20 protein-coding genes and 1 tRNA gene are annotated in these 22,010 nt (G+C 66.7%); 11 read left to right on the top strand and 10 right to left on the bottom strand.

Annotated features, from left to right (window positions below; all coding sequences use genetic code 11):
* The 3 genes from ACIBEJ_RS39890 to ACIBEJ_RS39900 all read left to right on the top strand — a co-directional run bounded on the left by ACIBEJ_RS39890 (nt 1) and on the right by ACIBEJ_RS39900 (nt 2,219).
* The gene (locus ACIBEJ_RS39890) at nt 1-1,272 is read left to right on the top strand and encodes a cytochrome P450 (protein ID WP_397188146.1); all 1,272 of its coding nucleotides are present in this window, start codon (nt 1-3) and stop codon (nt 1,270-1,272) included.
* A gap of 71 nt (nt 1,273-1,343) precedes the next feature.
* Nucleotides 1,344-1,628, top strand: a complete 285-nt coding sequence (locus ACIBEJ_RS39895; protein ID WP_397188147.1) for a hypothetical protein — start codon at nt 1,344-1,346, stop codon at nt 1,626-1,628.
* 117 nt (nt 1,629-1,745) lie between these two features.
* On the top strand, nt 1,746-2,219 hold the full coding sequence (locus tag ACIBEJ_RS39900; protein ID WP_397188148.1) for a hypothetical protein: 474 nt from the start codon (nt 1,746-1,748) through the stop codon (nt 2,217-2,219).
* Nucleotides 2,220-2,225: 6 nt separating this feature from the next.
* Here the strand turns inward: ACIBEJ_RS39900 and ACIBEJ_RS39905 are convergent, their stop codons facing one another.
* Nucleotides 2,226-2,777: a hypothetical protein gene (locus tag ACIBEJ_RS39905; RefSeq protein WP_397188149.1), complete on the bottom strand. Its 552-nt coding sequence runs from the start codon at nt 2,775-2,777 to the stop codon at nt 2,226-2,228.
* Between the two features lie 387 nt (nt 2,778-3,164).
* Here ACIBEJ_RS39905 and ACIBEJ_RS39910 point away from each other — a divergent pair, with 387 nt between their 5' ends.
* Nucleotides 3,165-3,584, top strand: coding sequence for a hypothetical protein (locus ACIBEJ_RS39910; protein ID WP_397188150.1), 420 nt, complete (start codon nt 3,165-3,167; stop codon nt 3,582-3,584).
* Nucleotides 3,585-5,076: 1,492 nt separating this feature from the next.
* Here ACIBEJ_RS39910 and ACIBEJ_RS39915 read toward each other — a convergent pair.
* The 9 genes from ACIBEJ_RS39915 to dnaA form a co-directional block, all read right to left on the bottom strand.
* A tRNA-Ile gene (locus ACIBEJ_RS39915) sits at nt 5,077-5,150 on the bottom strand.
* A gap of 136 nt (nt 5,151-5,286) precedes the next feature.
* Nucleotides 5,287-5,940: a DUF3566 domain-containing protein gene (locus ACIBEJ_RS39920; protein ID WP_397188151.1), complete on the bottom strand. Its 654-nt coding sequence runs from the start codon at nt 5,938-5,940 to the stop codon at nt 5,287-5,289.
* 3 nt (nt 5,941-5,943) lie between these two features.
* Complete coding sequence (gene gyrA, locus ACIBEJ_RS39925) at nt 5,944-8,445, bottom strand: DNA gyrase subunit A (protein WP_397188152.1); 2,502 nt, start codon at nt 8,443-8,445, stop codon at nt 5,944-5,946.
* A 21-nt stretch (nt 8,446-8,466) separates the two neighbouring features.
* Nucleotides 8,467-10,410 carry a DNA topoisomerase (ATP-hydrolyzing) subunit B gene (gyrB, locus tag ACIBEJ_RS39930; RefSeq protein WP_397188153.1) on the bottom strand — a complete coding sequence of 648 codons (1,944 nt, stop codon included), beginning with the start codon at nt 10,408-10,410 and terminating at the stop codon, nt 8,467-8,469.
* 303 nt (nt 10,411-10,713) lie between these two features.
* Complete coding sequence (locus ACIBEJ_RS39935) at nt 10,714-11,214, bottom strand: DUF721 domain-containing protein (RefSeq protein ID WP_397188154.1); 501 nt, start codon at nt 11,212-11,214, stop codon at nt 10,714-10,716.
* The gene (gene recF, locus ACIBEJ_RS39940) at nt 11,204-12,436 is read right to left on the bottom strand and encodes a DNA replication/repair protein RecF (protein ID WP_397188155.1); all 1,233 of its coding nucleotides are present in this window, start codon (nt 12,434-12,436) and stop codon (nt 11,204-11,206) included. Before recF ends, ACIBEJ_RS39935 begins: the two co-directional genes overlap by 11 nt.
* A 62-nt stretch (nt 12,437-12,498) precedes the next feature.
* Nucleotides 12,499-13,440: a phosphogluconate dehydrogenase (NAD(+)-dependent, decarboxylating) gene (gnd, locus tag ACIBEJ_RS39945; RefSeq protein WP_397188156.1), complete on the bottom strand. Its 942-nt coding sequence runs from the start codon at nt 13,438-13,440 to the stop codon at nt 12,499-12,501.
* Nucleotides 13,441-13,473: 33 nt separating this feature from the next.
* The gene (gene dnaN, locus ACIBEJ_RS39950) at nt 13,474-14,613 is read right to left on the bottom strand and encodes a DNA polymerase III subunit beta (protein ID WP_397188157.1); all 1,140 of its coding nucleotides are present in this window, start codon (nt 14,611-14,613) and stop codon (nt 13,474-13,476) included.
* 523 nt (nt 14,614-15,136) lie between these two features.
* On the bottom strand, nt 15,137-16,675 hold the full coding sequence (dnaA, locus tag ACIBEJ_RS39955) for a chromosomal replication initiator protein DnaA (protein WP_397188158.1): 1,539 nt from the start codon (nt 16,673-16,675) through the stop codon (nt 15,137-15,139).
* 451 nt (nt 16,676-17,126) lie between these two features.
* On the opposite strand from dnaA, the gene rpmH reads away from it, so the two are divergent.
* From rpmH to ACIBEJ_RS39990, 7 genes are all read left to right on the top strand, one after another.
* Nucleotides 17,127-17,264: a 50S ribosomal protein L34 gene (gene rpmH / locus ACIBEJ_RS39960; protein ID WP_043614899.1), complete on the top strand. Its 138-nt coding sequence runs from the start codon at nt 17,127-17,129 to the stop codon at nt 17,262-17,264.
* Nucleotides 17,265-17,329: 65 nt separating this feature from the next.
* The gene (gene rnpA, locus ACIBEJ_RS39965) at nt 17,330-17,692 is read left to right on the top strand and encodes a ribonuclease P protein component (protein WP_397188159.1); all 363 of its coding nucleotides are present in this window, start codon (nt 17,330-17,332) and stop codon (nt 17,690-17,692) included.
* Complete coding sequence (gene yidD / locus ACIBEJ_RS39970) at nt 17,689-17,967, top strand: membrane protein insertion efficiency factor YidD (protein WP_397106271.1); 279 nt, start codon at nt 17,689-17,691, stop codon at nt 17,965-17,967. The genes rnpA and yidD overlap by 4 nt, the downstream gene beginning before the upstream one ends.
* 4 nt (nt 17,968-17,971) lie before the next feature.
* A complete protein-coding gene (yidC, locus tag ACIBEJ_RS39975) occupies nt 17,972-18,901 on the top strand; it encodes a membrane protein insertase YidC (protein WP_397188160.1) in 930 nt (309 codons plus the stop codon).
* A gap of 20 nt (nt 18,902-18,921) precedes the next feature.
* Entirely contained in the window at nt 18,922-19,413 is a 492-nt protein-coding gene (locus tag ACIBEJ_RS39980; RefSeq protein ID WP_397188161.1) for a protein jag, read from the top strand.
* Nucleotides 19,414-20,060: 647 nt separating this feature from the next.
* Nucleotides 20,061-20,732: a 16S rRNA (guanine(527)-N(7))-methyltransferase RsmG gene (rsmG, locus tag ACIBEJ_RS39985; protein WP_397188162.1), complete on the top strand. Its 672-nt coding sequence runs from the start codon at nt 20,061-20,063 to the stop codon at nt 20,730-20,732.
* A 137-nt stretch (nt 20,733-20,869) separates the two neighbouring features.
* The gene (locus tag ACIBEJ_RS39990; RefSeq protein WP_397188309.1) at nt 20,870-21,805 is read left to right on the top strand and encodes a ParA family protein; all 936 of its coding nucleotides are present in this window, start codon (nt 20,870-20,872) and stop codon (nt 21,803-21,805) included.
* The last annotated feature ends 205 nt before the right edge of the window (nt 21,806-22,010 follow it).

The raw sequence follows: 22,010 nt of genomic DNA on the forward strand, positions 1-22,010 counted from the left end.
ATGACCGTCGACGACCGCTTCACCCCAGCCGCGGACGACCGGCAGGAAGCCCAGCAGGAGGGCATCCGCAACGAGATCGTCACCGGCCCGGTCACCGACTGGGCGACCGATTTCTCCCACACCGAGGGGGAATGGGCGGCTGATCCCTATCCCATCCAGGACGACCTGCGGCAGCGCTGCCCCATCGCGCGCACCGAGCGGTTCGGCGGCGGCTGGCTGCCCACCCGCTACGAGGACGTCGCCGCGATCGCCTACGACACCGACAGCTTCTCCTCGCGCTCGATCATCATGAGCAACTTCCGCCCGCCCAAGGAGATCGCGCCCGTGGGCGGCGTGCCGCCGATCTCCTCCGACCCGCCCTTCCACCACGACGCGCGCAAACTGCTGCTGCCCGCCTTCACCAAGACCGAGGTGGGCAAGAGGGAGGCGGCGACCAGAGCGTTCTGCCACTCGCTGATCGACGCCATGGCAGGGCGCGAGGTCGTGGACGCCGCACGCGACTACGCCCAGCACATCCCGGTACGCGTCATCGCCGACATGCTCGGATTCCCGCCCGAGGACGGCCCGAGGTTCCGCGAGTTCATCGAGGGCGCGCTGGAAGGCATCAACCTGCCGCCCGACGAGCGCGTGGCCAACATGGACCGCCTGTTCGACTACCTGCTCGTCCAGATCCGCGACCACGTCGACCGCCCGCGCGAGGACCTGACCACCTTCCTCATCGACGCCGAGCTGTACGGACAGAAACTCACCCCCAGCCACGTCGCCGGCACCATGGCCCTGCTGCTCATCGCCGGAATCGACACCACGTGGAGCGCGATCGGCGCCTCCCTGTGGCACCTGGCCAAGACCCCCGCCGACCGCGAACGCCTGGTGGCCGAGCCGGACTTGCTGCCGACCGCCATGGAGGAACTGCTGCGCGCGTACGCGCCGGTGACCATGGCCCGCCTGGTCAAGAACGACCTGAGCTGGAACGGCGTCGAGATGAAGGCGGAGGACTGGATCCTGCTGTCGTTCCCCGCCGCCAACCGCGACCCCGCCCACTTCGAGCGCGCCGACGAGGTCGTCATCGACCGCGAGGTCAACCGCCACGTCGCCTTCGGCCTCGGCATCCACCGCTGCGTCGGCTCGCATCTGGCGCGCATGGAGCTGCGGGTCGCGCTGGAGGTGTGGCTGGAACGCATCCCGTCCTTCACCCTGTCCGACCCGGAGGCGGTCACCTGGGCCACCGGCCAGGTCCGCGGCCCCAGGACCCTACCCATCCGGGTTGAGTAGGGGCCTGCTCATGCCCGCGAGGGTGCCGTGACCACACGATGAGTCCCTGGCAACCACGAAAGGGACACATCATGACCAGCACCACCGAACAGACCCGCGTCCCCCTGAGCACGGACGACCGCGCGCGGGTCCGGCGGCTCACCGAAGAGGTCAAGAGCCGCCTCTACGAGGTGAGCCTCATCATGGGCCGCACCCTGGACCGCGAGTTCCCCGCGGACTCGCTGGTCAAGTACGAGACCAAGCAGGGCACCCAGGCCGACGACGGCCAGACCATCGAGGTCGTCATCATCGCCCTGCCGGACGGGACGTTCGCCTGCGAGCAGGACCCGCCCGGAATCTGCGTCTACCCCTGCTGAACCTCTCTTCGAGGCAGTCCTGACTGGTTCCGGTCAATGTCCGGTTACTGACCTGGAAAACGCCGACCGGGGCAAGCACGATGGGGGTGCATTTCCCCAACCGGAAGGGCCACCACCATGAGATCCCGCAGATCGCCGGCAGGAACGGCCCTGGTCGCGGCGTCCCTGATCCTGTTGTCCACAACCCCGGCTCCGGCGCAAGCCACCGCAGGCCGGCAACACACGGCCAAGCCCGCCGCCGGAGCCATGGACTGGACCCCGACGCTACGCCCGTTCGACGCCCGCCGGGAAAAGGTCCGCCGAAACCTGACCGGCGCGCAACGAAGCGCCGTCCTGAACAACTGCTGGCCCGGATACCTGTGCGTGGCCGCCGGCGAGGGTGACGGCCAGCACACCGTCTACGAGCTCTGGTACTGCAGCGAACGCTCCCTCACCAACTTCATCGACGCGGGCGCCGTCAACAACAACCAGCACGGCGTGGTGAAGGCCCTGCTGAAGGACCGCAACGGCATCCCCGTCCGCGAGATCCCCTCCGACCACGTCACGTACGGCGTCGAGTGGTACCCGATCTACTTCATCCAACCCTGCTGACAGCGGTCAATCGTCGATCCACAAGTACCACGGGCCGTCGTAGTGCCTGTAGTGACCCGGCCCGTCGATGTCCGGCTCACCCTTCGGACTCCAGGCGAACCCGTAATCTCCGAACATCCCGGTGTCCTCGATCATGAAGCCGAAGCTCCGCCTGGATCCGTCAACGTACGCAACGGGATAAAGACCGACCCACCGCCGCTTGCCCAGAGGCGTCCCCTCCGACATCGATGCGGCGAAGTGGTCAAGGCTCCCACGCGACAACTCGAACCGCACCCTGACCGGCGCCCCCACCAACCCCACAACCAGCGGCGGCACAGCCCAGAACGCCCAGTGACGACGTAAGGCCACCAGCCTCCCGGGCCTGACAAGAAGGAGGCCAAGCACGATCAGCCAGCCGAGGGCGAACCACATCCAGCCGAACCCGACAAGCATGAGCCACCCGAAATGCCACCCAGGAACACTCGTTGCATAAACCACCCCAAGCCCCAGCACAACGGCGCCAGCCCCCCACGCCCTGCTGCTGACGTCCATGGGAGCCCTCGGTTGGGTGATGTCCATCGCGGGATCCTAACCCCCACCGATGGCGATTCCGTCGAGCCGACGTGCACGTACCGTGCAGAGACCCCATCACAATCAACCCCAACAGCCCCGAAGCTTGTTTCACGTTGGTGGGGCTACCAGGACTTGAACCTCTTCCTTATCTGGCAACTCGAACTACCCTTAACCAGGCTTCCTCGGCACCTCCCACCAGGGCCTATGCCTCTGCGAAGATCCGCCGACGTTCGCGATTTTGTACGGCGATTGTCACGCAGCTCGTCACGCAAGCACCCGGTCAGACCGTCCGCCCTGGACCGTGCCACTGTCTCGTCAAGCACTGTTCGAGTGGCCTGTTCGGCAGCGGAACATCGCTGGTCAACAGCCGCAATCGGGGGCTAACTTCCGCACATGACGACGAGAGGCAGGACCAAGCAGAAGACCAATTTCGCAAAGTATTGGGGATTTGCCCCCTTTGCTGTGCTTATCGCCGTCCTGGTTGGCTGGATTCCTGGCGTCGCCCCACTCATGGTGCTCGGCCTTGCCGCTCTATCCAGCTACTTCTTCGTCTTCCGCATGCCGGTCTGGTGCGGAGCCGAAAACCGTGACGGCACCTCCTGCCGCGAAAACGCATACGGCCTCCTCCTCGGCTGCCACCGGCGCCAGCACAAGTGGCAGAAGGTGAAAATGCGATTCGCCCGTAGCAAGTGGGCCAAGCTGAACCGTGGCCTCTGGACACAACCGCGTGAGTGCTTGGCAACCATCGGAGCCGTCGTCGCGATCCTGGGAGCAGTGGCTGCTTTCGTGCCCCTACCCTGGATGCCAAAGTGATCTAGCTTTTGACGCCCGAGGCATGCCGGAGTCGGTGAAACTCCTACTTCGGTGTCGCATGCATGTCCTCAAACCACGGTTGGATCAGTCTGCATACGGAGATCGAAGCGTCGCTGTACTCGGTCACGTCCACGCTTCGGACGCGGAGTCGATCGGCTGTGCCGCCTCATCGAGTCAAGCTAGCTGAAACACCTGGACGGGATCTGTCCTGGACAAGGACTGCTGGAAACCTTCACGCTCGCGTCGTCGTCAAGCCAATCAGGTGATCGTTTGTCAACGCTCACAGTTGACCACGACGAGTGATGGGGAGCTTGTGACCGGTCTCGATGATGCGCCGCCGTCCGCCACGATCCGATCGTCACCGAAGAAGCCGTTTCATTTGGTCGTACTCCAGGTTGCCGGAGGCGTTGCGGTGATCTGCATGGTTGCGGCCGCGGTGCTCATGTTGAGCCACAGTGCTGCCCAGCGCCCTAAGACACAGGTTGCCGTCCGCTCAGCCGTACCGGTCGCCCCGAGTCAGCGTCCGACACCACAACCGACCGTCACTGTCACACGGGTGGTCTCACCGACGCCTACCGCTAGTCAACGGAAGCGAACGGTCCCAGCGCACAGCAAGCGGACCCCTGACGCACAGCGCTCTCATCGGCGTTCCCCGGTGAGCGACACGAAGCCTACGTCCCGCCAGACTGCCACGCGCGGGCCTTACTACAAGCGGTTCCACGTCTTCCAGCGAAAGTTCTGCCGGGCGTTGTTGTACGGCCGCTGAACTCAGGCAAGCCTCCGCACCCGACGCCAGCTTCCTAAAGGCGGCTGAGGGACGAAGCCTGCACGCCTACAGCGTCGTATCATCCTCACTGGTGCGCGGACGGAGAACTCCGCGCTCTCCGCTGGGATCACGTGGACCTCATCGGCGATCTCAACGTGGTCCGCCGCCGGCACCGAGTTGGACGCGGCCGCGTGCGACGCACGTTCCGCTGGGTCATCTAATGAACCAGCTTGAAGCCCAGGGAGTGGACGCCCGAGGGCTGCGGCACGGCTTCGTGTCCCTGCTCTCCGATAACGCGCCTCCGCTTGAGGGAATCTCCCGCCCGGTGGGACACAGCAGTACGGCCGCTACAGAGCTATCCATCGCAAGCAGATCCGCCTGGTACTACGGCAGGAGCGGTAGTCGGAGACCGCGTCTTCGAAAGGTGAAGGAGCGAGGTCACGCTAAAGAGCGGCCCTGCCAATCCTCTGCTCTGGCTGGGCCTCTCTTGCTCACAGGACCGCCTCGTTGCTAGCAACACCTCGCAAGACCTGATAAGGCGGCCCACCAAACAGAACCTATATGTCCGCGATCGCTAGAGAGCACTGCGCCAGTGCCGCATCAGAAAGCGATCTCGTAAACGAGGCCAACCAATATCGCACTCGTCCTTGAAGCCGTAGTCACGCAGACAGCACGAAGGCCACTATCCGAAGATCGGATAGTGGCCCTTGTCTCAGGTCAAACGAGTGGGGCTACCAGGACTTGAACCTGGGACCTCTTCCTTATCAGGGAAGCGCTCTAACCGTCTGAGCTATAGCCCCGCGCACACCGAACGTTATCGCATCCGCCGAGCGGGTGCGAACCAGTTGTTCGGACGAGGAAAAGCTTACCGTGCCCGGCCCACTGCTCGCGCCGCCCCCATCCAACGATCACGGGGGCGGCGAAGGCAAGCGGTGGTTACTCGGCCTCGCTGAAGGTCACCTCGACGCCGCCCACCAGGTCGGAGGCGATGTTGTAGATGACCGCGCCCAACGTGGCCAGCGCCGTGATCAGCACGACGTTCACCGCGCCGATCAGCGCCGTGTAGCCCAGGATGCGCACCGGCTCAAACCAGGAGGCGATGTTGATCGGGATGGCGTTCTGGCCCTGCTCGCCCTTGCCGAGCTGGTTGACCAGGTCCACGAGCGAGTCGAACACGCCCAGGGCCGACAGCACGCCGTACAGTACGGCGACCGCCACGAACAGGACGACGAAGCAGACCAGGGACACCACGAAGCTGAACTTCATGGCCGACCACGGCTCGATCCTGCGCAGGACCAGGTGGGCCTTGCGCGGCAGCCTGGCCCCCGCGGCGCCTCCCGCGGACTTCTTCTTGGTGGGTAGCTCGATCTTGGGCGGGGGCGGCGGCGCCTCGGTGGCGAGGGACGGCCGGATGCGGACCGTGTCGTTCCCCTCTTCCGGAGCCGTGGCCGGGGCCTCAGGCGCCCTCTGCTCTTCCCTGACCGAGTCGACGGTCTCCGCCGGCTTGTTCTTCTGAGGCTGCTGCTGTGACTGGCCGTTCTCGCGAACGACCGGCTTGGTCTTGGCGGGACCACCCTGGGCGGCGCTCATCCGTTACTCTCCTCCCCCGTCTTCCTCTGCCTCGACCGAAGTCTCCAACGCCTCGGCGTTCCGGGCGAGGGCCACCACGCTGTCGCCTTCGGCGAGATTCATCAAGCGCACTCCCATGGTCTGGCGGCCGGACTGCTTGATCTGCCCGGCACTCGTCCGGATCACCCCGCCCGCTGACGTGATCGCGAAGACCTCGTCCTCCGGGTTGACCATGACGGCTCCAACCAGCTTGCCACGTGCGCTGACAATTTTCGCCGTCAGCACGCCCTTACCGCCACGGCCCTGGACCGGATACTGGTCCACGGGCGTCCGCTTCGCGTACCCCGCCTTGGTGGCGATAAGCACATCTTGACCGTCGGCGATGCGATTCATGGCGAGAAGTTCGTCACCTTCGAGGAACCTCATCCCGATGACGCCGCTGGTCGCGCGGCCCATCGGGCGCAGCGCGTCGTCGGAGGCGGTGAACCGGATCGACTGCGCCCCCTTCGACACGAGCAGCAGATCATCCTCCTCCGACACCAGCCGGGCGGCGATGACCTCGTCGTCGTCACGCAGGTTGATCGCGATCAGCCCGCCGGTCCTGGGGGAGTCGTACTCCACCAGGCGCGTCTTCTTCACCAGGCCGCTGCGGGTGGCCAGCACCAGGTACGGCGCGACGTCGTAGTCACGCAAGTCGAGAACTTCCATGACTGTTTCGTCGGGCTGCATGGCAAGAAGGTTCGCGAGATGCATGCCACGCGCGTCGCGGGCCACGTCGGGCAGTTCGTACGCCTTGACCCGGTAGACCCGGCCCTTGTTCGTGAAGAACAGCAGCCAGTGGTGCGTCGTGGTGACGAAGAAGTGGTCGACGATGTCGTCCTGGCGTAGCTGCGCCCCGCGCACACCCTTGCCGCCGCGCTTCTGCGCACGGTACAGGTCGGTCTTGGTGCGCTTGGCGTAGCCGTCGCGCGTGATCGAGACGACCACGCCCTCCTCGGCGATGAGGTCCTCGATCGACATGTCGCCGTCGTAGGCGATGATCTCGGTACGCCGCTCGTCGCCGAACTTGTTGACGATCTCCGTCAGCTCTTCGTTGACGATCTCGCGCTGCCGTGCCTCGCTGGCCAGGATCGCGTTGTACTCGGCGATCATGGTCATCAACTGGTCGTACTCGTCCTGGATCGACTGGCGTTCCAGGGCGGCCAGCTTGCGCAGCTGCATGTCGAGGATGGCCTGCGCCTGCACCTCGTCGATGTCGAGCAGCGACATCAGGCCCTGCTGGGCGTGCGAGGCCGACTCGGAGGCGCGGATGAGGGCGATGACCTCGTCCAGCCGGTCGAGCGCCTTCAGCAGCGCACGCAGGATGTGCGCGCGCTCCTCGGCCTTGCGCAGCAGGTAGCGCGTCCTGCGGACGATGACCTCGATCTGGTGGGCCACGTAGTGCCGGACGAACTGGTCCAGCCGCAGCGTACGCGGCACCCCGTCGACCAGCGCCAGCATGTTGGCGCCGAAGGTGTCCTGGAGCTGGGTGTGCTTGTAGAGGTTGTTCAGCACGACCTTGGCGACCGCGTCGCGCTTGAGGACGATCACCAGGCGCTGCCCGACCCGCGAAGAGCTCTCATCGCGTACGTCGGCGATCCCCGTCAGCTTCCCTTCCCGGACCAGCTCGGCGATCTTCAGCGCCAGGTTGTCCGGGTTGACCTGATAGGGCAGCTCGGTGACGACCAGCGCCTGGCGGCCCTTGCCGTCCTCCTCGACCTCGACCACCGCGCGCATGGTGATCGAACCGCGGCCGGTCCGGTAGGCGTCCTCGATGCCCCGGCGGCCGACGATCAGCGCCCTGGTCGGGAAGTCGGGCCCCTTGACCAGCCCGATCGCCGCCTCCAGCAGCTCCTCGTCGCCGGCCTCCGGGTTCTCCAGGCACCACTTGACCGCGGCCGCGACCTCGCGCAGGTTGTGCGGCGGGATGTTGGTGGCCATGCCGACGGCGATGCCGCCCGAGCCGTTGACCAGGAGCTGCGGGAACCGCGCCGGAAGGACGTCCGGCTCCTGCGACTTGCCGTCGTAGTTGGGGCGGAAGTCGACGGTGTCCTTGTCGATGTCGCGCAGCATCTCCATGGCGATGGGCGCGAGCTTGCACTCGGTGTAGCGCATCGCCGCCGCCGGGTCGTTGCCCGGCGAGCCGAAGTTGCCCTGGCCGTCGACCAGCGGGTAGCGCAGCGACCAGGGCTGCGCCAGCCGTACCAGAGCGTCGTAGATCGACGTGTCGCCGTGGGGATGGTAGGTGCCCATCACGTCACCGACGACGCGCGCGCACTTGAAGTAGCCGCGATCGGGACGGTAGCCGCCGTCGTACATCGCGTAGAGGACCCGGCGGTGCACGGGCTTGAGGCCGTCGCGGACGTCAGGCAGCGCACGGGACACGATGACGGACATCGCGTAGTCCATGTAGCTGCGCTGCATCTCGGACTGGATGTCCACAGGCTCGATGCGCTCAGCCGGGGGAGTGGTGTTCACTTCCGTCACAGGTGATGTTCCTTTGTCTGGCTAAACGTCGAGGAAACGGACGTCGCGTGCGTTCCTGATGATGAAGTCGCGCCGGGCCTCGACGTCCTCGCCCATGAGCACGCTGAACAGGTCGTCCGCCTGCGCGGCGTCGTCGAGCGTGACCAGGCGCAGCAGCCGGGTCTCCGGGTTCATCGTGGTCTCCCAGAGCTGGCCGGCGTTCATCTCGCCGAGACCCTTGAACCGCTGGACGTTGTCACGCGGCCGGGGGTCGGGCTTGCCCGCGTCGATCCCGGCCTGGATGACCGCGTCGCGCTCGGAGTCGGAGTAGGCGTACGAGGCGTCGTCGCCGCTGCGGTTCCACTTGATCTTGTACAGCGGCGGGCAGGACAGGTAGACGTGCCCGGCCTCGATCAGCGGACGCATGAAGCGGAACAGCAACGTCAGCAGCAGCGTGTTGATGTGCTGGCCGTCGACGTCGGCGTCGGCCATCAGGATCACCTTGTGGTAACGCAGCTTCGAGATGTCGAACTCGTCGTGCACGCCGGTGCCGAGCGCGGTGATGAGCGCCTGGACCTCGTTGTTCTTGAGGACCTTGTCGATGCGCGCCTTCTCCACGTTGAGGATCTTGCCGCGGATCGGGAGGATCGCCTGGTAGCGCGAGTCGCGCCCGCCCTTGGCCGAGCCGCCGGCCGAGTCGCCCTCGACGATGTAGAGCTCGCACTTCTCCGGGTCGTTCCACTGGCAGTCGGCCAGCTTGCCCGGCAGGCCGCTGCCGGACTCCAGCAGCGACTTGCGCCGGGTCAGATCGCGCGCCTGGCGGGCGGCGACCCGCGCCCGCGCGGCCTGCAGCGACTTGTTGATGACGTCCTTGGCCTCGCCGGGGTTGCGCTCGAACCAGTCGCGCAGGTGGTCGTTGCACGCCTTCTGCACGAACGACTTGGCCTCGGTGTTGCCCAGCTTGGTCTTGGTCTGGCCCTCGAACTGCGGGTCGGCCAGCTTCACCGAGATGATCGCGGTCAGGCCCTCGCGGACGTCCTCGCCGGAGAGGTTCTCGTCCTTGCCCTCCTTGAGGAACTTCTGCTCGCGCGCGTAGCGGTTGACGATCGAGGTCAGCGCCGCGCGGAAGCCCTCCTCGTGGGTGCCGCCCTCGGCGGTGTTGATGACGTTGGCGAAGGAGTAGACCGACTCCGAGTAGGAGTTGTTCCACTGCATCGCGATCTCGACCGAGATGCCGTCGCCCTCTTCCTCGAAGGCGATGATCGAGGCGTGCGCGGGCTCCTTCTTGCCGTTGAGGTGCTTGACGAAGTCGGACAGGCCGCCCTCGTAGAGGTACTCGACCCGGTGGACCTCGCCGTTGACGTGGTCGGGCCGCTCGTCGGTCAGCGTGATCGTCAGGCCCTTGTTGAGGAAGGCCATCTCCTGGAAGCGGCGCGAGAGCAGCTCGAAGTTCCACGTGGTGGTCTCGAAGATCGTCCCGTCGGCCCAGAAGGTGATCTCGGTGCCGGTCTCCTCCGTCGGCTCGCCCTGCTGCAGCGGCGCCAGCGGCTTGGAGTTCTCCAGGCGCAGGTGGTGGTGGTAGCCGTTCTGCTTGACCACCACGTCCATGGCTGTGGACAACGCGTTGACCACGGCGGAACCCACGCCGTGCAGGCCACCGGAGACGGCGTAGGAGCTGCCGTCGAACTTGCCGCCGGCGTGCAGCGTGGTCAGGACGACCTCGACCGCGGAGCGCTTCTCGACGGGGTGTATGCCCGTCGGGATGCCGCGGCCGTCGTCCACGACGCGTACGCCGTTGTCAGGCAGCAGGGTGACGTCGATGTGCTTGGCGTAACCCGCGAGGGCCTCGTCCACAGCGTTGTCCACGATCTCCTGGACAAGGTGGTGCAGGCCGCGCTCGCCGGTGGAGCCGATATACATACCCGGGCGCTTGCGGACCGCCTCAAGCCCTTCGAGTACGGTGATTGAGCTAGCGTCGTAGGACAAGTGCGAAATCCTCCTGCCGCGGACACGCGGCTGGGGATAGGCGATCAACCGCCAGGTGCCCTGCCGTGCCCGTCACCGTCGTGAGTGCCCCGATGCGCGGTCACCCGGGGGAGTCGGCTTGCTGCCGGGGTGACACGCAAGCGGACGTGTCCGGAATCCGCTTTCATTCTACCGGCTCGGAGCGCCGAAGGTGGCATTGAACGCGCCTGTGGTCCTCTCTAGCTCGTTTTCCCCCCGCTCAAGCATCCCCCCTTTGCATGGGGGGCTCATCGCGTCTGTGGCTCTCTGATCGCCCGCAGCGGCCTAACCGTAGGTGTCTCCGGGGCCCCGGCTGCCGGTCACGCGCAGGCCGCCGCTCGGGCGCGGCGCGTTCTGCGGGCCCCTGACCTTCACTTTCGTGACCGTGTTGTCACCGAGCTCCTCGTTCAGCCTGCGCACGAGGGTGCGCGCGAGCAGCCTGACCTGCGTCGCCCATGCCGTGGAGTCGGCCACGACGAGCACCTCGCCGTCCTCGAACGACTCCGGTTTGGTGTGCGCGGCGAGGTCGGATCCGACGATGTCGGCCCAGCGACCGAAAACCCCGCCGACCGCCGCCGACCGCTCCCAGCCGCGGTCCGAGAGCAGGTCCATGATGGCGCGGCCGAAGAGCTGGGGATCGCCGGCCGACCGCGACGGCCCCGCGGCCCTGCGTCGCGGCTCGCGACGGGGCAACTGCCCGCGCTTGGCCGCGTCCGCCTTGGCCTGGGCCAGCTTCTCCCTGGCCATCGCGGCCCCGCGGACCGCCGGGTTCTCCTCATCGGACACGGCTCACGCCCCCCTCGGCGACGTCGTATCGGGCCCCGACCAGCTCGCCGGGCACGTCGTCGTCCACAGCCGCCGTGATCAGGACCTGCTCGGCCGGCGCCACGATCTCGGCCAGCCGGCGCCGGCGCTGGGTGTCGAGCTCGGCGAAGACGTCGTCCAGGATGAGCACCGGGTCGCCGCCGTCGGCCCTCAGCAGGTCGTAGGCGGCCAGGCGCAGCGCCAGCGCGAACGACCACGACTCGCCGTGGCTGGCGTAGCCGCGCGCGGGCAGCTCGCCGAGGCCGAGGACGAGGTCGTCGCGGTGCGGCCCGACGAGCGTGACCCCCCGTTCCAGCTCCGCGGAACGGACCTCCTGTAGCCGCTCGCGCAGCCGCTCTTCAAGGGTTTTCCCCAAGTCTGTGGATAACGTCTGTGTATCAGAAGATCCACGTCCGCCGGGCTCTTCGCCCTCAGGATCGTCCCCACCTGTGGACAACGTGCTGCGGTACGACAGCGTCGCCGCGCCGCTCGCGGGAGCCAGCGCCGCATAGGCTCCGGCGACCAGCGGCCGCAGCGCCTCCACCAGATCCAGGCGCGCCTGGAGCAACTCCGCGCCGTGCCGCGCCAGATGCGCGTCCCAGACCTCCAGCGTGCTCAGGACGTCCCCGGCGCCCGCGGCGGCGAACGCGGTGTCGCTCTCGGCCCGCCGGGCGCTCCTGGAGCCTCTGCGGGCCTGCGCGGCCGTGCGCAGGAGCGCGCCGCGCTGCTTGAGCACCCGGTCGTAGTCGGCCCGCACCGCCGCGAACCTGGGCGCCCTGGATACCAGCAGGTCGTCGAGGAAGCGCCGCCGTTCCGACGGGTCGCCCTTGACCAGCGCCAGGTCCTCCGGCGCGAACAGCACCGTGCGCAGCAGCCCGATCACGTCCCTGGGCCGGGAGACGGGGGAGCGGTTGAGCCTGGCCCGGTTGGCCTTGCCGGGGTTGATCTCCAGCTCGACCAGTGCCCGCCGGTCATCCCGGTGTACGGCACAGCGCACGATGGCCCGCGAGGCGCCCTGCCGTACCAGGGGAGCGTCGTTGGCGACGCGGTGGCTGGAGTGCGTCGCCACGTAGCCCAGGGCCTCGACCAGGTTGGTCTTGCCCTGGCCGTTCGGCCCCACGAGGGCGGTGATGCCCGGCTCCAGGCCGAGCTCCACCGACGCGTAGGACCGGAAGTCGGTCAGCGAGAGATGGGCGACATGCACCCAACGAAGGTTAGTGGGCCACACAGGCCCCTGGGGTCACCGCCGTGCCGCCTGTGGAAAACCTAACCGGCTTCCTTGGGCGGCTTGACATCGGCGCCGGGGGAGTCGGCGCCCTTTTCGTCGGCGCCGGCCGTCGAGGTGACCGCGTGGCCGCCGAACTGGTTGCGCAGCGCGGCCACGACCTTCATCGCGGGGGAGTCGTCCTGGCGGGAGGCGAAGCGGGCGTACAGCGCGGCGGTGATGACCGGCAGCGGGACGGCGTGGTCCACAGCCGCCTGCACCGTCCACCGGCCCTCGCCCGAGTCCTGTGCATAACCCTTGAGCTCGTCGAGGTGCTCGTCGTCGTCGAGCGCGCGGACCATCAGGTCGAGCAGCCAGGAGCGGATGACGGTGCCGGTGCGCCAGCTACTGAAGCTGCCGCGCACGTCCTTGACGACGTCGGAGGCCTCCAGCAGCTCCCAGCCCTCGGCGAAGGCCTGCATCATGCCGTACTCGATGCCGTTGTGGACCATCTTGGCGAAGTGGCCGGCGCCCACGTCACCGGCGTGGACGAAGCCGTCCTCGCCCTCGGGCTTGAGCGTCTCGAAGATCGGCATGACCTTGTCCACATGGGACTTCTCGCCGCCGCACATGAGGGCGTAGCCGTTGCGCAGACCCCAGACGCCGCCGCTCACGCCGCAGTCGACGAAGCCGATGCCGCGCTTGGCCAGCTCCTCGGCGTGCTTCTGGTCGTCCCCATAGTGTGAATTGCCGCCGTCGACGACGATGTCGCCCTCGGCCAGCAGTTCGCCCAGCTCGTCCACGGTCTGCTGGGTGGGCGCGCCCGCGGGGACCATCACCCACACCACGCGCGGCGCCTGCAGCCGTCCGACCAGCTCCTTGAGGCTCCCCGCGTCGCTGACGGACGGATCGCGGTCGTAGCCGACCACCTCGTGACCGCCGCGGCGGAGCCGCTCGGCCATGTTGCCGCCCATCTTGCCGAGTCCGACCATGCCGATCTGCATTGGTTACAACCCCCTTGTCAGGCTTCCATCATTTCAGCTCGACAAGCGGATGGGCATGATCAGGTATCGGTAGTCGGGCGCCGCGTCTCCATCCACAGGCTTGCCGCCGGTGAGGATAGCGGGCTTGGTGGAGGTGGTCATCTGGAGCCTGGCCACGTCGGAGTCGATGGCGCCGAGGCCCTCCAGAAGGAACTGGTGGTTGAAGGCGATGTTCATCTCCTCGCCCTCGTAGTCCACAGGCAGGACCTCGACGGCCTGAGCCTCGTCGCCGCTGCCCGCCTCCAGCACGACCTCTCCGTCCCTGAACGCCATGCGCACCGGCGTGTTGCGCTCGGCCACCAGGGCCACGCGCTTGACCGCCTCGACGAACGGCCCTGTGGACAACTCGGCCTTGGCCGCGAACTCCGTCGGCAGCAGCGAGCGGTACTTGGGGAACTCGGGGTCGAGCAGCCGGGTCGTGGTCCTGCGCCCGGCGCTGGAGAACCCGATCATCCCCTCGCCGGTGCCGCCCGCCGAGCTTAGCGCGATCTCCACCTCGGCGCCCGTGGAACCGAGGGCCTTGGCGGTGTCGGCGAGCGTCTTGCCGGGGATCATCGCGATCGCGGAGAAGTCCGGCTGCCCCGGCTGCCACTTCAGCTCGCGTACGGCGAGGCGGTAGCGGTCGGTGGCCGCGAGGGTCACGGTGTCGCCCTCGATCTCCATGCGCACGCCCGTGAGCATGGGCAGCGTGTCGTCGCGCCCGGCGGCCACGGCGACCTGGCCGACGGCCGAGGCGAACACGTCGCTGCCCACCCGGCCCGCGGCCGGCGGCATCGCGGGCAGGGACGGGTAGTCCTCCACCGGCATCGTCAACAGGGTGAAGCGCGCGCTGCCACACGTGACCACGGCCTTCGGGCCTTCCACCACGAAGTCCACAGGCTGTGCGGGAAGGGCGCGGGTGATCTCGGCGAGCAGCTTGCCGCTCACCAGGACGACGCCCGCTTCACCGGTCTGCAGTTCGAGCGTCACCTCCGCCGAGACCTCGTAGTCGAATCCGGACAGCTTGAGCTGCTGCTCCCCGGTGACCTCCAGGCGCATGCCGGCCAGGACGGGCACCGACGGCCGCGCCGGGAGGCTGCGTGCCGTCCATGCCACCGCCTCAGCGAGGACGTCTCGCTCGATTCGGAACATCACGGTGATCAACCTCCTGGTTTCGTCGCTGATTCAAGTGTTCACTCTCCCGCACCTCTGGACGGGCGGAACCCCTCTATGGGTCTTGAGTTTCTTTGTAAGAGAGATAAGAGGTCATCACACTAGGGGCGGTGGATACTGTGGACAACCCGAGTTCCCGCAGCTCAGCGGCCCGGTTTTCATCCACCCCCCGTGTGGGTGACGCCTGGGGGTAACTCTCGCGCCTGGGGATGAACGCGCGATCCCCACAGGCCGTCCCCAGATCACAGGGTGTTCATCCACGGGTTATCCACTGGGTTTCCACCGGTTATCCACGGGGTAAACGGGGCTCCAGGTGACTCCTGAAACCACTGTGCACAGGCCGTCCCCAAGTCGTCCACCGGTAGTCCCCAAGTTGTCCGCAGGATGTCCCCAGATTTATCCCCAGGCATCCTGTAGGACTTTTCGGGCTCATTCCGGCGGTGAACCGCGGTTCTCCGGGAGTTTCCGCTGATCCACAGTGTTATCCACAGGGTGTGCATGACGACTAGGACCCGTGCGACGTCTGCTTTATACGCATTGTCAGCTCGTTGACCTGGTTGTACATCGACCTGCGCTCCGCGATGAGCGAGCGGATCTTGCGCTCGGCGTGCATGACCGTGGTGTGGTCGCGGCCGCCGAACTGCTGCCCGATCTTCGGCAGGCTCAGGTCCGTCAGCTCGCGGGCGAGGTACATGGCGATCTGCCGGGCGTTGACGAGCGCGCGGCTGCGCGAGCTTCCACACAGGTCGTCGATGCTGATCCCGAAGTACTCGGCGGTTTTCGCCATGATGTTGGCGATCGTGATCTCGGGGCCGGACTCCGAGGTGATGAGGTCCTTGAGCACGACCTCGGCCAGTTGGAGATCCACACCCTGCCGGTTGAGGCTGGCGAACGCGGTGACCCGGATCAGCGCCCCCTCCAGCTCGCGGATGTTGGTGGAGATCCGGCTGGCGATGTACTCGAGCACCTCGGGCGGCGCGGCCAGGCCCTCCTGGATGGCCTTCTTCCTGAGGATCGCGATGCGGGTCTCCAGCTCGGGCGGCTGGACGTCGGTGATCAGACCCCACTCGAACCGGTTGCGCAGCCGGTCCTCCAGGGTGATGAGCTGCTTGGGCGCCCGGTCGCTGGAGATGACGATCTGCTTGTTGGCGTTGTGGAGCGTGTTGAAGGTGTGGAAGAACTCCTCCTGCGTCTGCTCCTTGCCCTCCAAGAACTGGATGTCGTCCACCAGCAGGATGTCGATCGCGCGGTAGCGGCTGCGGAACCCGTCGGCCTTGTGGTCGCGGATGCTGTTGATGAAGTCGTTGGTGAACTCCTCCGAGCTCACGTACCTGACCCGGGCGCCGTCGTACAGGGACTGCGCGTAATGCCCGATGGCGTGGAGAAGGTGAGTTTTCCCCAGACCGGAGTCGCCGTAGATGAAGAGCGGGTTGTACGCCTTCGCGGGAGACTCGGCCACCGCCACGGCGGCCGCGTGGGCGAACCGGTTGCTGGCGCCGATAACAAATGTCTCAAAGGTGTACTTCTGATTGAGCCTGGCCGGTTCGCTGGGTTTGCTGCTTTTCGCTTCCCACCTGGGCTGGGCGGGCTCCGGCGCCTTCTCCTGTTCATAACCGAACTGGCGCTGTGGATAATCGGTGGATACCGGCTGTGCCTCAGGCTGTGGGGAATAGAACTGGGGCGGCTCTGAGACCTGGTAAGTCGGGGCCTGTGGAGGCTGTGGAAAGTGATCCACATTCTGGGGATAACTCTGAGTCACAGGCTGGGGATGGGACTCGGGGACCGGCTGCGCGGGCGCCGTCGTGTCGATCATCACCGCCAGCCGCATCGCCCGGCCGAGCTCCTGTGACAGCGCGTGGGCGACGAGCGGGCGCAGCTTGCCCTCGATGAGGTCCTTCAGGAAGTCATTGGGCACACCCAGCACGATCGTGTCGTCGGCCAGCGCGATCGGCCGGACCATGGAGAGCCAGGTTCGCTGCTGGACGGGCACGCTCTCGTTCAGGAAGTTGCCCAGTGCCCTCGCCCATACGCCGCCGAGGTCCATAGTCCGGCTGCTCCTCCCTGTCGCGGCCCCCCGCGATCGTTTATCCACACACGATGGCCGCTCGCTCGGTACTCAGCCGGTGATCAGCCCCACCGTCCACAAGAGGGTGGCCGTGTGTTGTCCGCACAGTCTCCACAAGTGATCCACAAGCTGTGCACAGGCTCACGGCGGGCCTAGAAGGGCCGACAGTATCGATGTGCACAGCTGTGTTCAAGACGTTGTCCACAGCCTAGTGGTAGCTCGGTGCACATACTGTGGACGTGGCCGCGGCGGTGGAAAACCCACATGTGGATACGTGGATAACCCATGCTGGTTTGACCTGGGCCATATATGGCCCGTAACGTACGACGGTCGGCTTGCCACACGACGGCGCTTCTGCATGCCCGTGGCGGGCCCGTCCATGAGTGTTAAGCGCCCAGTTCGGGCGCATCATCAAGCCTGGAGCCCACCCGTGAGCAAGCGTACTTTCCAGCCGAACAACCGTCGCCGCGCGAAGACCCACGGCTTCCGGCTTCGCATGCGCACGCGCGCCGGCCGTGCGATCCTCGCCGCCCGGCGTCGCAAGGGCCGCGAGAAGCTGTCGGCCTGACGGCGCGCAACGCCCGATCTGTCCGCCCGCCGGTGACCTTCGCCGGCGGGCGATAGGCGTCTTCAGTGCTATCCCCAAGCTCCCGGATGCGGCGAGGCGAGGACTTCGCCGCAGCGGTCAAGCGTGGCCAGCGTGCCGGTCGCCCCACTTTGGTGGCACATCTGAGGGTTTCTGGTGAAGAAGAACCTCTGGTGGGTTTCGTGGTCAGCCGTGCGGTCGGCGGGGCTGTCGTGCGCAACCGGGTCAAACGGCGTCTTCGACACCTGATGCGCGAGCGTCTCGACCGGCTTCCGAGAGGTAGCCTGCTGGTGATACGCGCCAACCCACCGGCCGCGTCAGCGCCAGCCGAGATACTCGCCGGAGAACTCGACACCGCGCTGAATCGTTTGCTAAGGCGGCGCGAGTCCGCGACGGATGGACAGAGATGACGGAGCAGCCGCAGGGCGAGCCGAGCCTCCCGGCTCGGGTACTCATCGCCCCGATCCGGTTCTATCGGGCCTTCATCAGCCCGATGCTGGGTCCGCGCTGCCGTTTCTACCCCTCATGCAGTGCCTATGGACTCGAGGCGATAGCCGTACACGGTGCTCTTCGGGGCGCCTGGCTGACCGTCCGGCGCATCGGGCGTTGTCATCCGTTCAACCCCGGAGGACTGGACCCGGTCCCTCCACGCCCGGTCCGGTCACACGAAACGCAAGGGAGCTAGCTCGGTGGATTTCGCCTGGCTGAACTGGCTGTACACAGCCATCGCGCAAGTCATCACCTGGATTCACCAGGCTTACAGCACCTTCATCAACCCCGCAAGCGGCTTGAACTGGGCGCTGACCATCATCACGCTCACCGTCATCATGCGGATCCTCATCTTCCCGCTCTTCCTCAAGCAGATGCGCTCGTCGAAGAAGATGCAGGAACTCGCACCGAAGGTGCAGGAACTGCGCAAGCGCTACAAGAACGACAAGCAGCGCATGAACCAGGAAGTGATGGCGCTGTACCAAGGGGCGGGCGCGAACCCGCTCGGCGGCTGCCTGCCCATCCTGGCCCAGTTCCCGATCTTCATCTCGATGTTCACCGTGCTCCAGGCCATCGCCAACGGCACGGCCACCAAGTACGGCATGACGCAGGCCGTCGTCGACAGCGCCAAGCAGGCGCACATCTTCAGCGCCGGCATCTCGGAGACCTTCTTCTCCGCGCAGGCCGTCACCAGCAAGATCATCATCGGCGTCTTCGTCGCGGTCAGCTCGCTGACCACCTTCCTCACCGTCCGGCAGAGCGTCACCCGCTCCATGCAGCAGATGCCGGACAACCCCATGGCGCAGCAGCAGAAGATCCTGATGTACATCTCGCCGCTGTTCGCCTTCTTCAGCCTGAACTTCCCGCTTGGTCTGATCCTCTACTGGGTCACCACCAACCTGTGGACGCTCGGTCAGCAGCACTGGTTCTACAGCCGGCACCCCATGCCGCAGTTCGACGCCAAGGGCAACGTGATCCCCGAGAAGCCGAAGCCCGGGATGTTCGCCAGGTTCCGGAAGACCCCGCCGGTGGAGGAGGCTCCCGCACCGGAGCCCGAGCAGCCTAAGATCGTGCGGAACCAGCCCAGCCGGCAGTCTCGCAGCAAGCGCACCGGCAGCAAGAAGTCTTGATCATAAAGGAGACGCTCGCCATGACCGAGGCTGAGCAGGAGAAGGCGGCACCCGACATCAACGCCTTGGAGCAGGAGGGCGAGATCGCCGCCGACTATGTCGAGGGGCTGCTGGACATCGCCGACATCGACGGCGACATCGACATGGACGTCGAGGGCGACCGCGCGCTCGTCTCCGTGGTCGGGGTCAAGGGCGACGACCTGGTCGGGCCTGGGGGAGAGGTCCTCGAAGCCCTGCAGGAGCTGACCCGGCTGGCGGTGCACCGGCAGACGGGGGAGCGGTCGCGGCTGATGCTGGACGTCGCCGGGTACCGGGAGAAGCGGCGGGCGGAGCTGAGCAAGCTCGGCAGCGAGATCGCGGCCCAGGTCAAGCGGAATGGGGAGCCGCGGTCGCTGCAGCCTATGACGCCGTTCGAGCGGAAGATCGTGCATGACGCTGTGGCGGCGGCTGGGCTGCGTAGTGAGTCTGAGGGGGAGGAGCCGCTGCGGTTTGTAGTGGTTCTGCCTGTTTGAGAGGTTTTCCACCTTTAAGGCCGTCTGTCCCATTCTGGGGCACGACGGCCTTTCCCTTTCTCACGCACAACACAGCTCTTTTGGTACGGCACCGCCTTCCCAGCCCAGCCCCCGCCTTTCTTTCCTTCCCAGCCTGGCGCTTCCCGGCAGAGCCCGGGGCTTCCGGGCACAGCCCGGCCTTCCGGGTACGGCCCGGGCCTTCCCAGTACGGCCCGGTCGCCGAATTGCCCACCTACGCGCGGCCGTCCCATCGCTGCCGCGGTCAACCACCCGCGACCGTCACGTCCCCACCCGCGGATTTCCTCGGCACCCGCGACCATCACGTCCCCCCGCCCGCGGACTTCCCTGGCACCCGCGACCGTTCCCTCACCGTGGATTCCCCTGGCACCCGCGACCGCCGCACCCTAGTACTCGCACTTTCCGCAGTCCGAGCAGCCACCACCACATTGACTCGCCCAGAGAGGTGACCAGCCCACTCCACCCGCGGTCATCCTGTTTGGCCGGATCCCGGGGCGGGGTTGTGGCCTGTTGCGGGTGCGGGAGGGTGAGAAGGCCGGTGGGGTGGGCGGTCCGCGACGTCGCACCCCTCTGTGACCCCTAGCCTTGTATCCATCGACATCGGCGTTATTGGAAGGGCCACCAAACCAGTGAGCGAAGAGCTACCGGCTCCGCCCGACATCGCACGCGAAGTCTTCACCGGAGAGGCATGGGATCGGGCGAGTGCGTTCGCCGAGATCCTGGCCGGGCCCGGGGTGGTGCGGGGGCTGCTCGGCCCGCGGGAGGTGCCGCGGATCTGGGATCGGCATCTGCTGAACTGCGCTGTGGTGGCGGAAGCCGTACCGGAGGATGTCAGGTTGGTGGACATCGGGTCGGGGGCGGGATTGCCCGGTTTGGTGCTGGCGATCGTGCGGCCGGACATCCGGGTGACGCTGCTGGAGCCGCTGCTGCGCCGTACCGTCTTCCTGGAGGAGAGCGTCGAGACGCTCAAGCTGGACAACGTCGAGGTGTTGCGCGGGCGGGCGGAGGAGCTGGCCGGCAAACGTGAGTTCGACGTGGCGAGCGCGCGGGCGGTGGCGCCGCTTGATCGGCTTTTGAAGTGGGCGATGCCGCTTCTTCGCGAAGGCGGCGAGCTCATTGCCATGAAAGGGGAGCGGGCGGCCGAGGAACTGGCCGAGGCCGACGCGCAGTTGCGTGCCAGTGGGGCCAGGACGGCTGAGCTTGTGACCGTTGGGCACGGTAAGGTCGAGCCGCCTGCAACATTGGTTCGGGTGGTAGCAGGTCGTACGCCGGAACGTGGTAGGCGTCGGCGAAGGAGGTGACCGTTGTGCCAGTGGCTGCATGCGGCCTTGGCTGGCCCGCTGTCCCCTCTTCGGACAGCCCAACGGGGGTTGGTTGGCCCGAAATGGGCGTGTCGCGACAGCGAATTCCCGACACGACCGTGCCTCTGGTTGAAAGGATGGCAATCGTGACCCAGACCCCCCTTAACCCCGGTGATTCGCCGTTGGTACGAGAGGCGCTCAGCTCAGTGGTTTCACGTGAAACATCTGCTGTCCAATCGGCCCCCGCCGCGGGTGAGGCCCCCGGCGATGCCCGAGGCGCCTGGCCAAGACCCCCCAAAACCCGCGTGATCGCCGTGGCCAACCAGAAGGGCGGAGTCGGCAAAACCACCACATCAGTCAACATCGCCGCCGCCCTCTCCATGAACGGCCAGCGCGTCCTGGTCGTCGACCTGGACCCCCAGGGCAACGCCTCCACTGCCCTCGCCACCGAGCACCGCGGCGACATCCCGGACGTCTACCAGGTCCTCGTGGACGACCTGCCGATGGCGGACATCATCAAGGAAGTGCCGGAAATGCCCGGCCTGTACTGCGCCCCGGCCACCATCGACCTCGCCGGAGCCGAGATCGAACTCGTCTCCCTCGTCGCCCGCGAGGCCCGCCTCCGCCGTGCGTTGGCCGCGTACGACGCGATCGAGTTCGACTACATCATCATCGACTGCCCGCCGTCGCTGGGCCTGCTGACCGTCAACGCGCTCGTGGCGGCCGACGAGGTGATGATCCCGATCCAGTGCGAGTACTACGCCCTGGAGGGCCTCGGCCAGTTGCTCCGCAACGTCGACCTCATCAAGGCCCACTTGAACCCGACCCTGAACCTCTCGACGATCCTGCTGACGATGTACGACGGCCGCACCCGCCTGGCCTCACAGGTGGCGGACGAGGTTCGCGCCCACTTCGGCGACACCGTCCTCAACACGGTGATTCCCCGCAGCGTCCGCCTGTCCGAGGCGCCCAGTTATGGACAGTCCGTCATGACGTACGACCCGGGATCCAGCGGCGCGATGGCCTACATGGACGCCAGCCGAGAAATCGCCTACCGAGCCACCAAGGTCTAACCCCGCCCAGCCCTCGGCCCCACCTACTTCACTCCCTCCGCCCTCGCCCATTACCACGTCTGCCCCACCGGGACTACCTCTCCACCGGGGCGTCGGTCTGCTTCACGAGCTTGCCTATCCATGGCTCGCCTGCCTCGGCCCGGCGCATCGCCGCCCCGTCACCCGTCGTGTCTCGCCCCCGTCACGTTTCTATCCCCGGCATGCT

Source organism: Nonomuraea sp. NPDC050790 (assembly GCF_044456745.1).
Lineage (GTDB): Bacteria > Actinomycetota > Actinomycetes > Streptosporangiales > Streptosporangiaceae > Nonomuraea.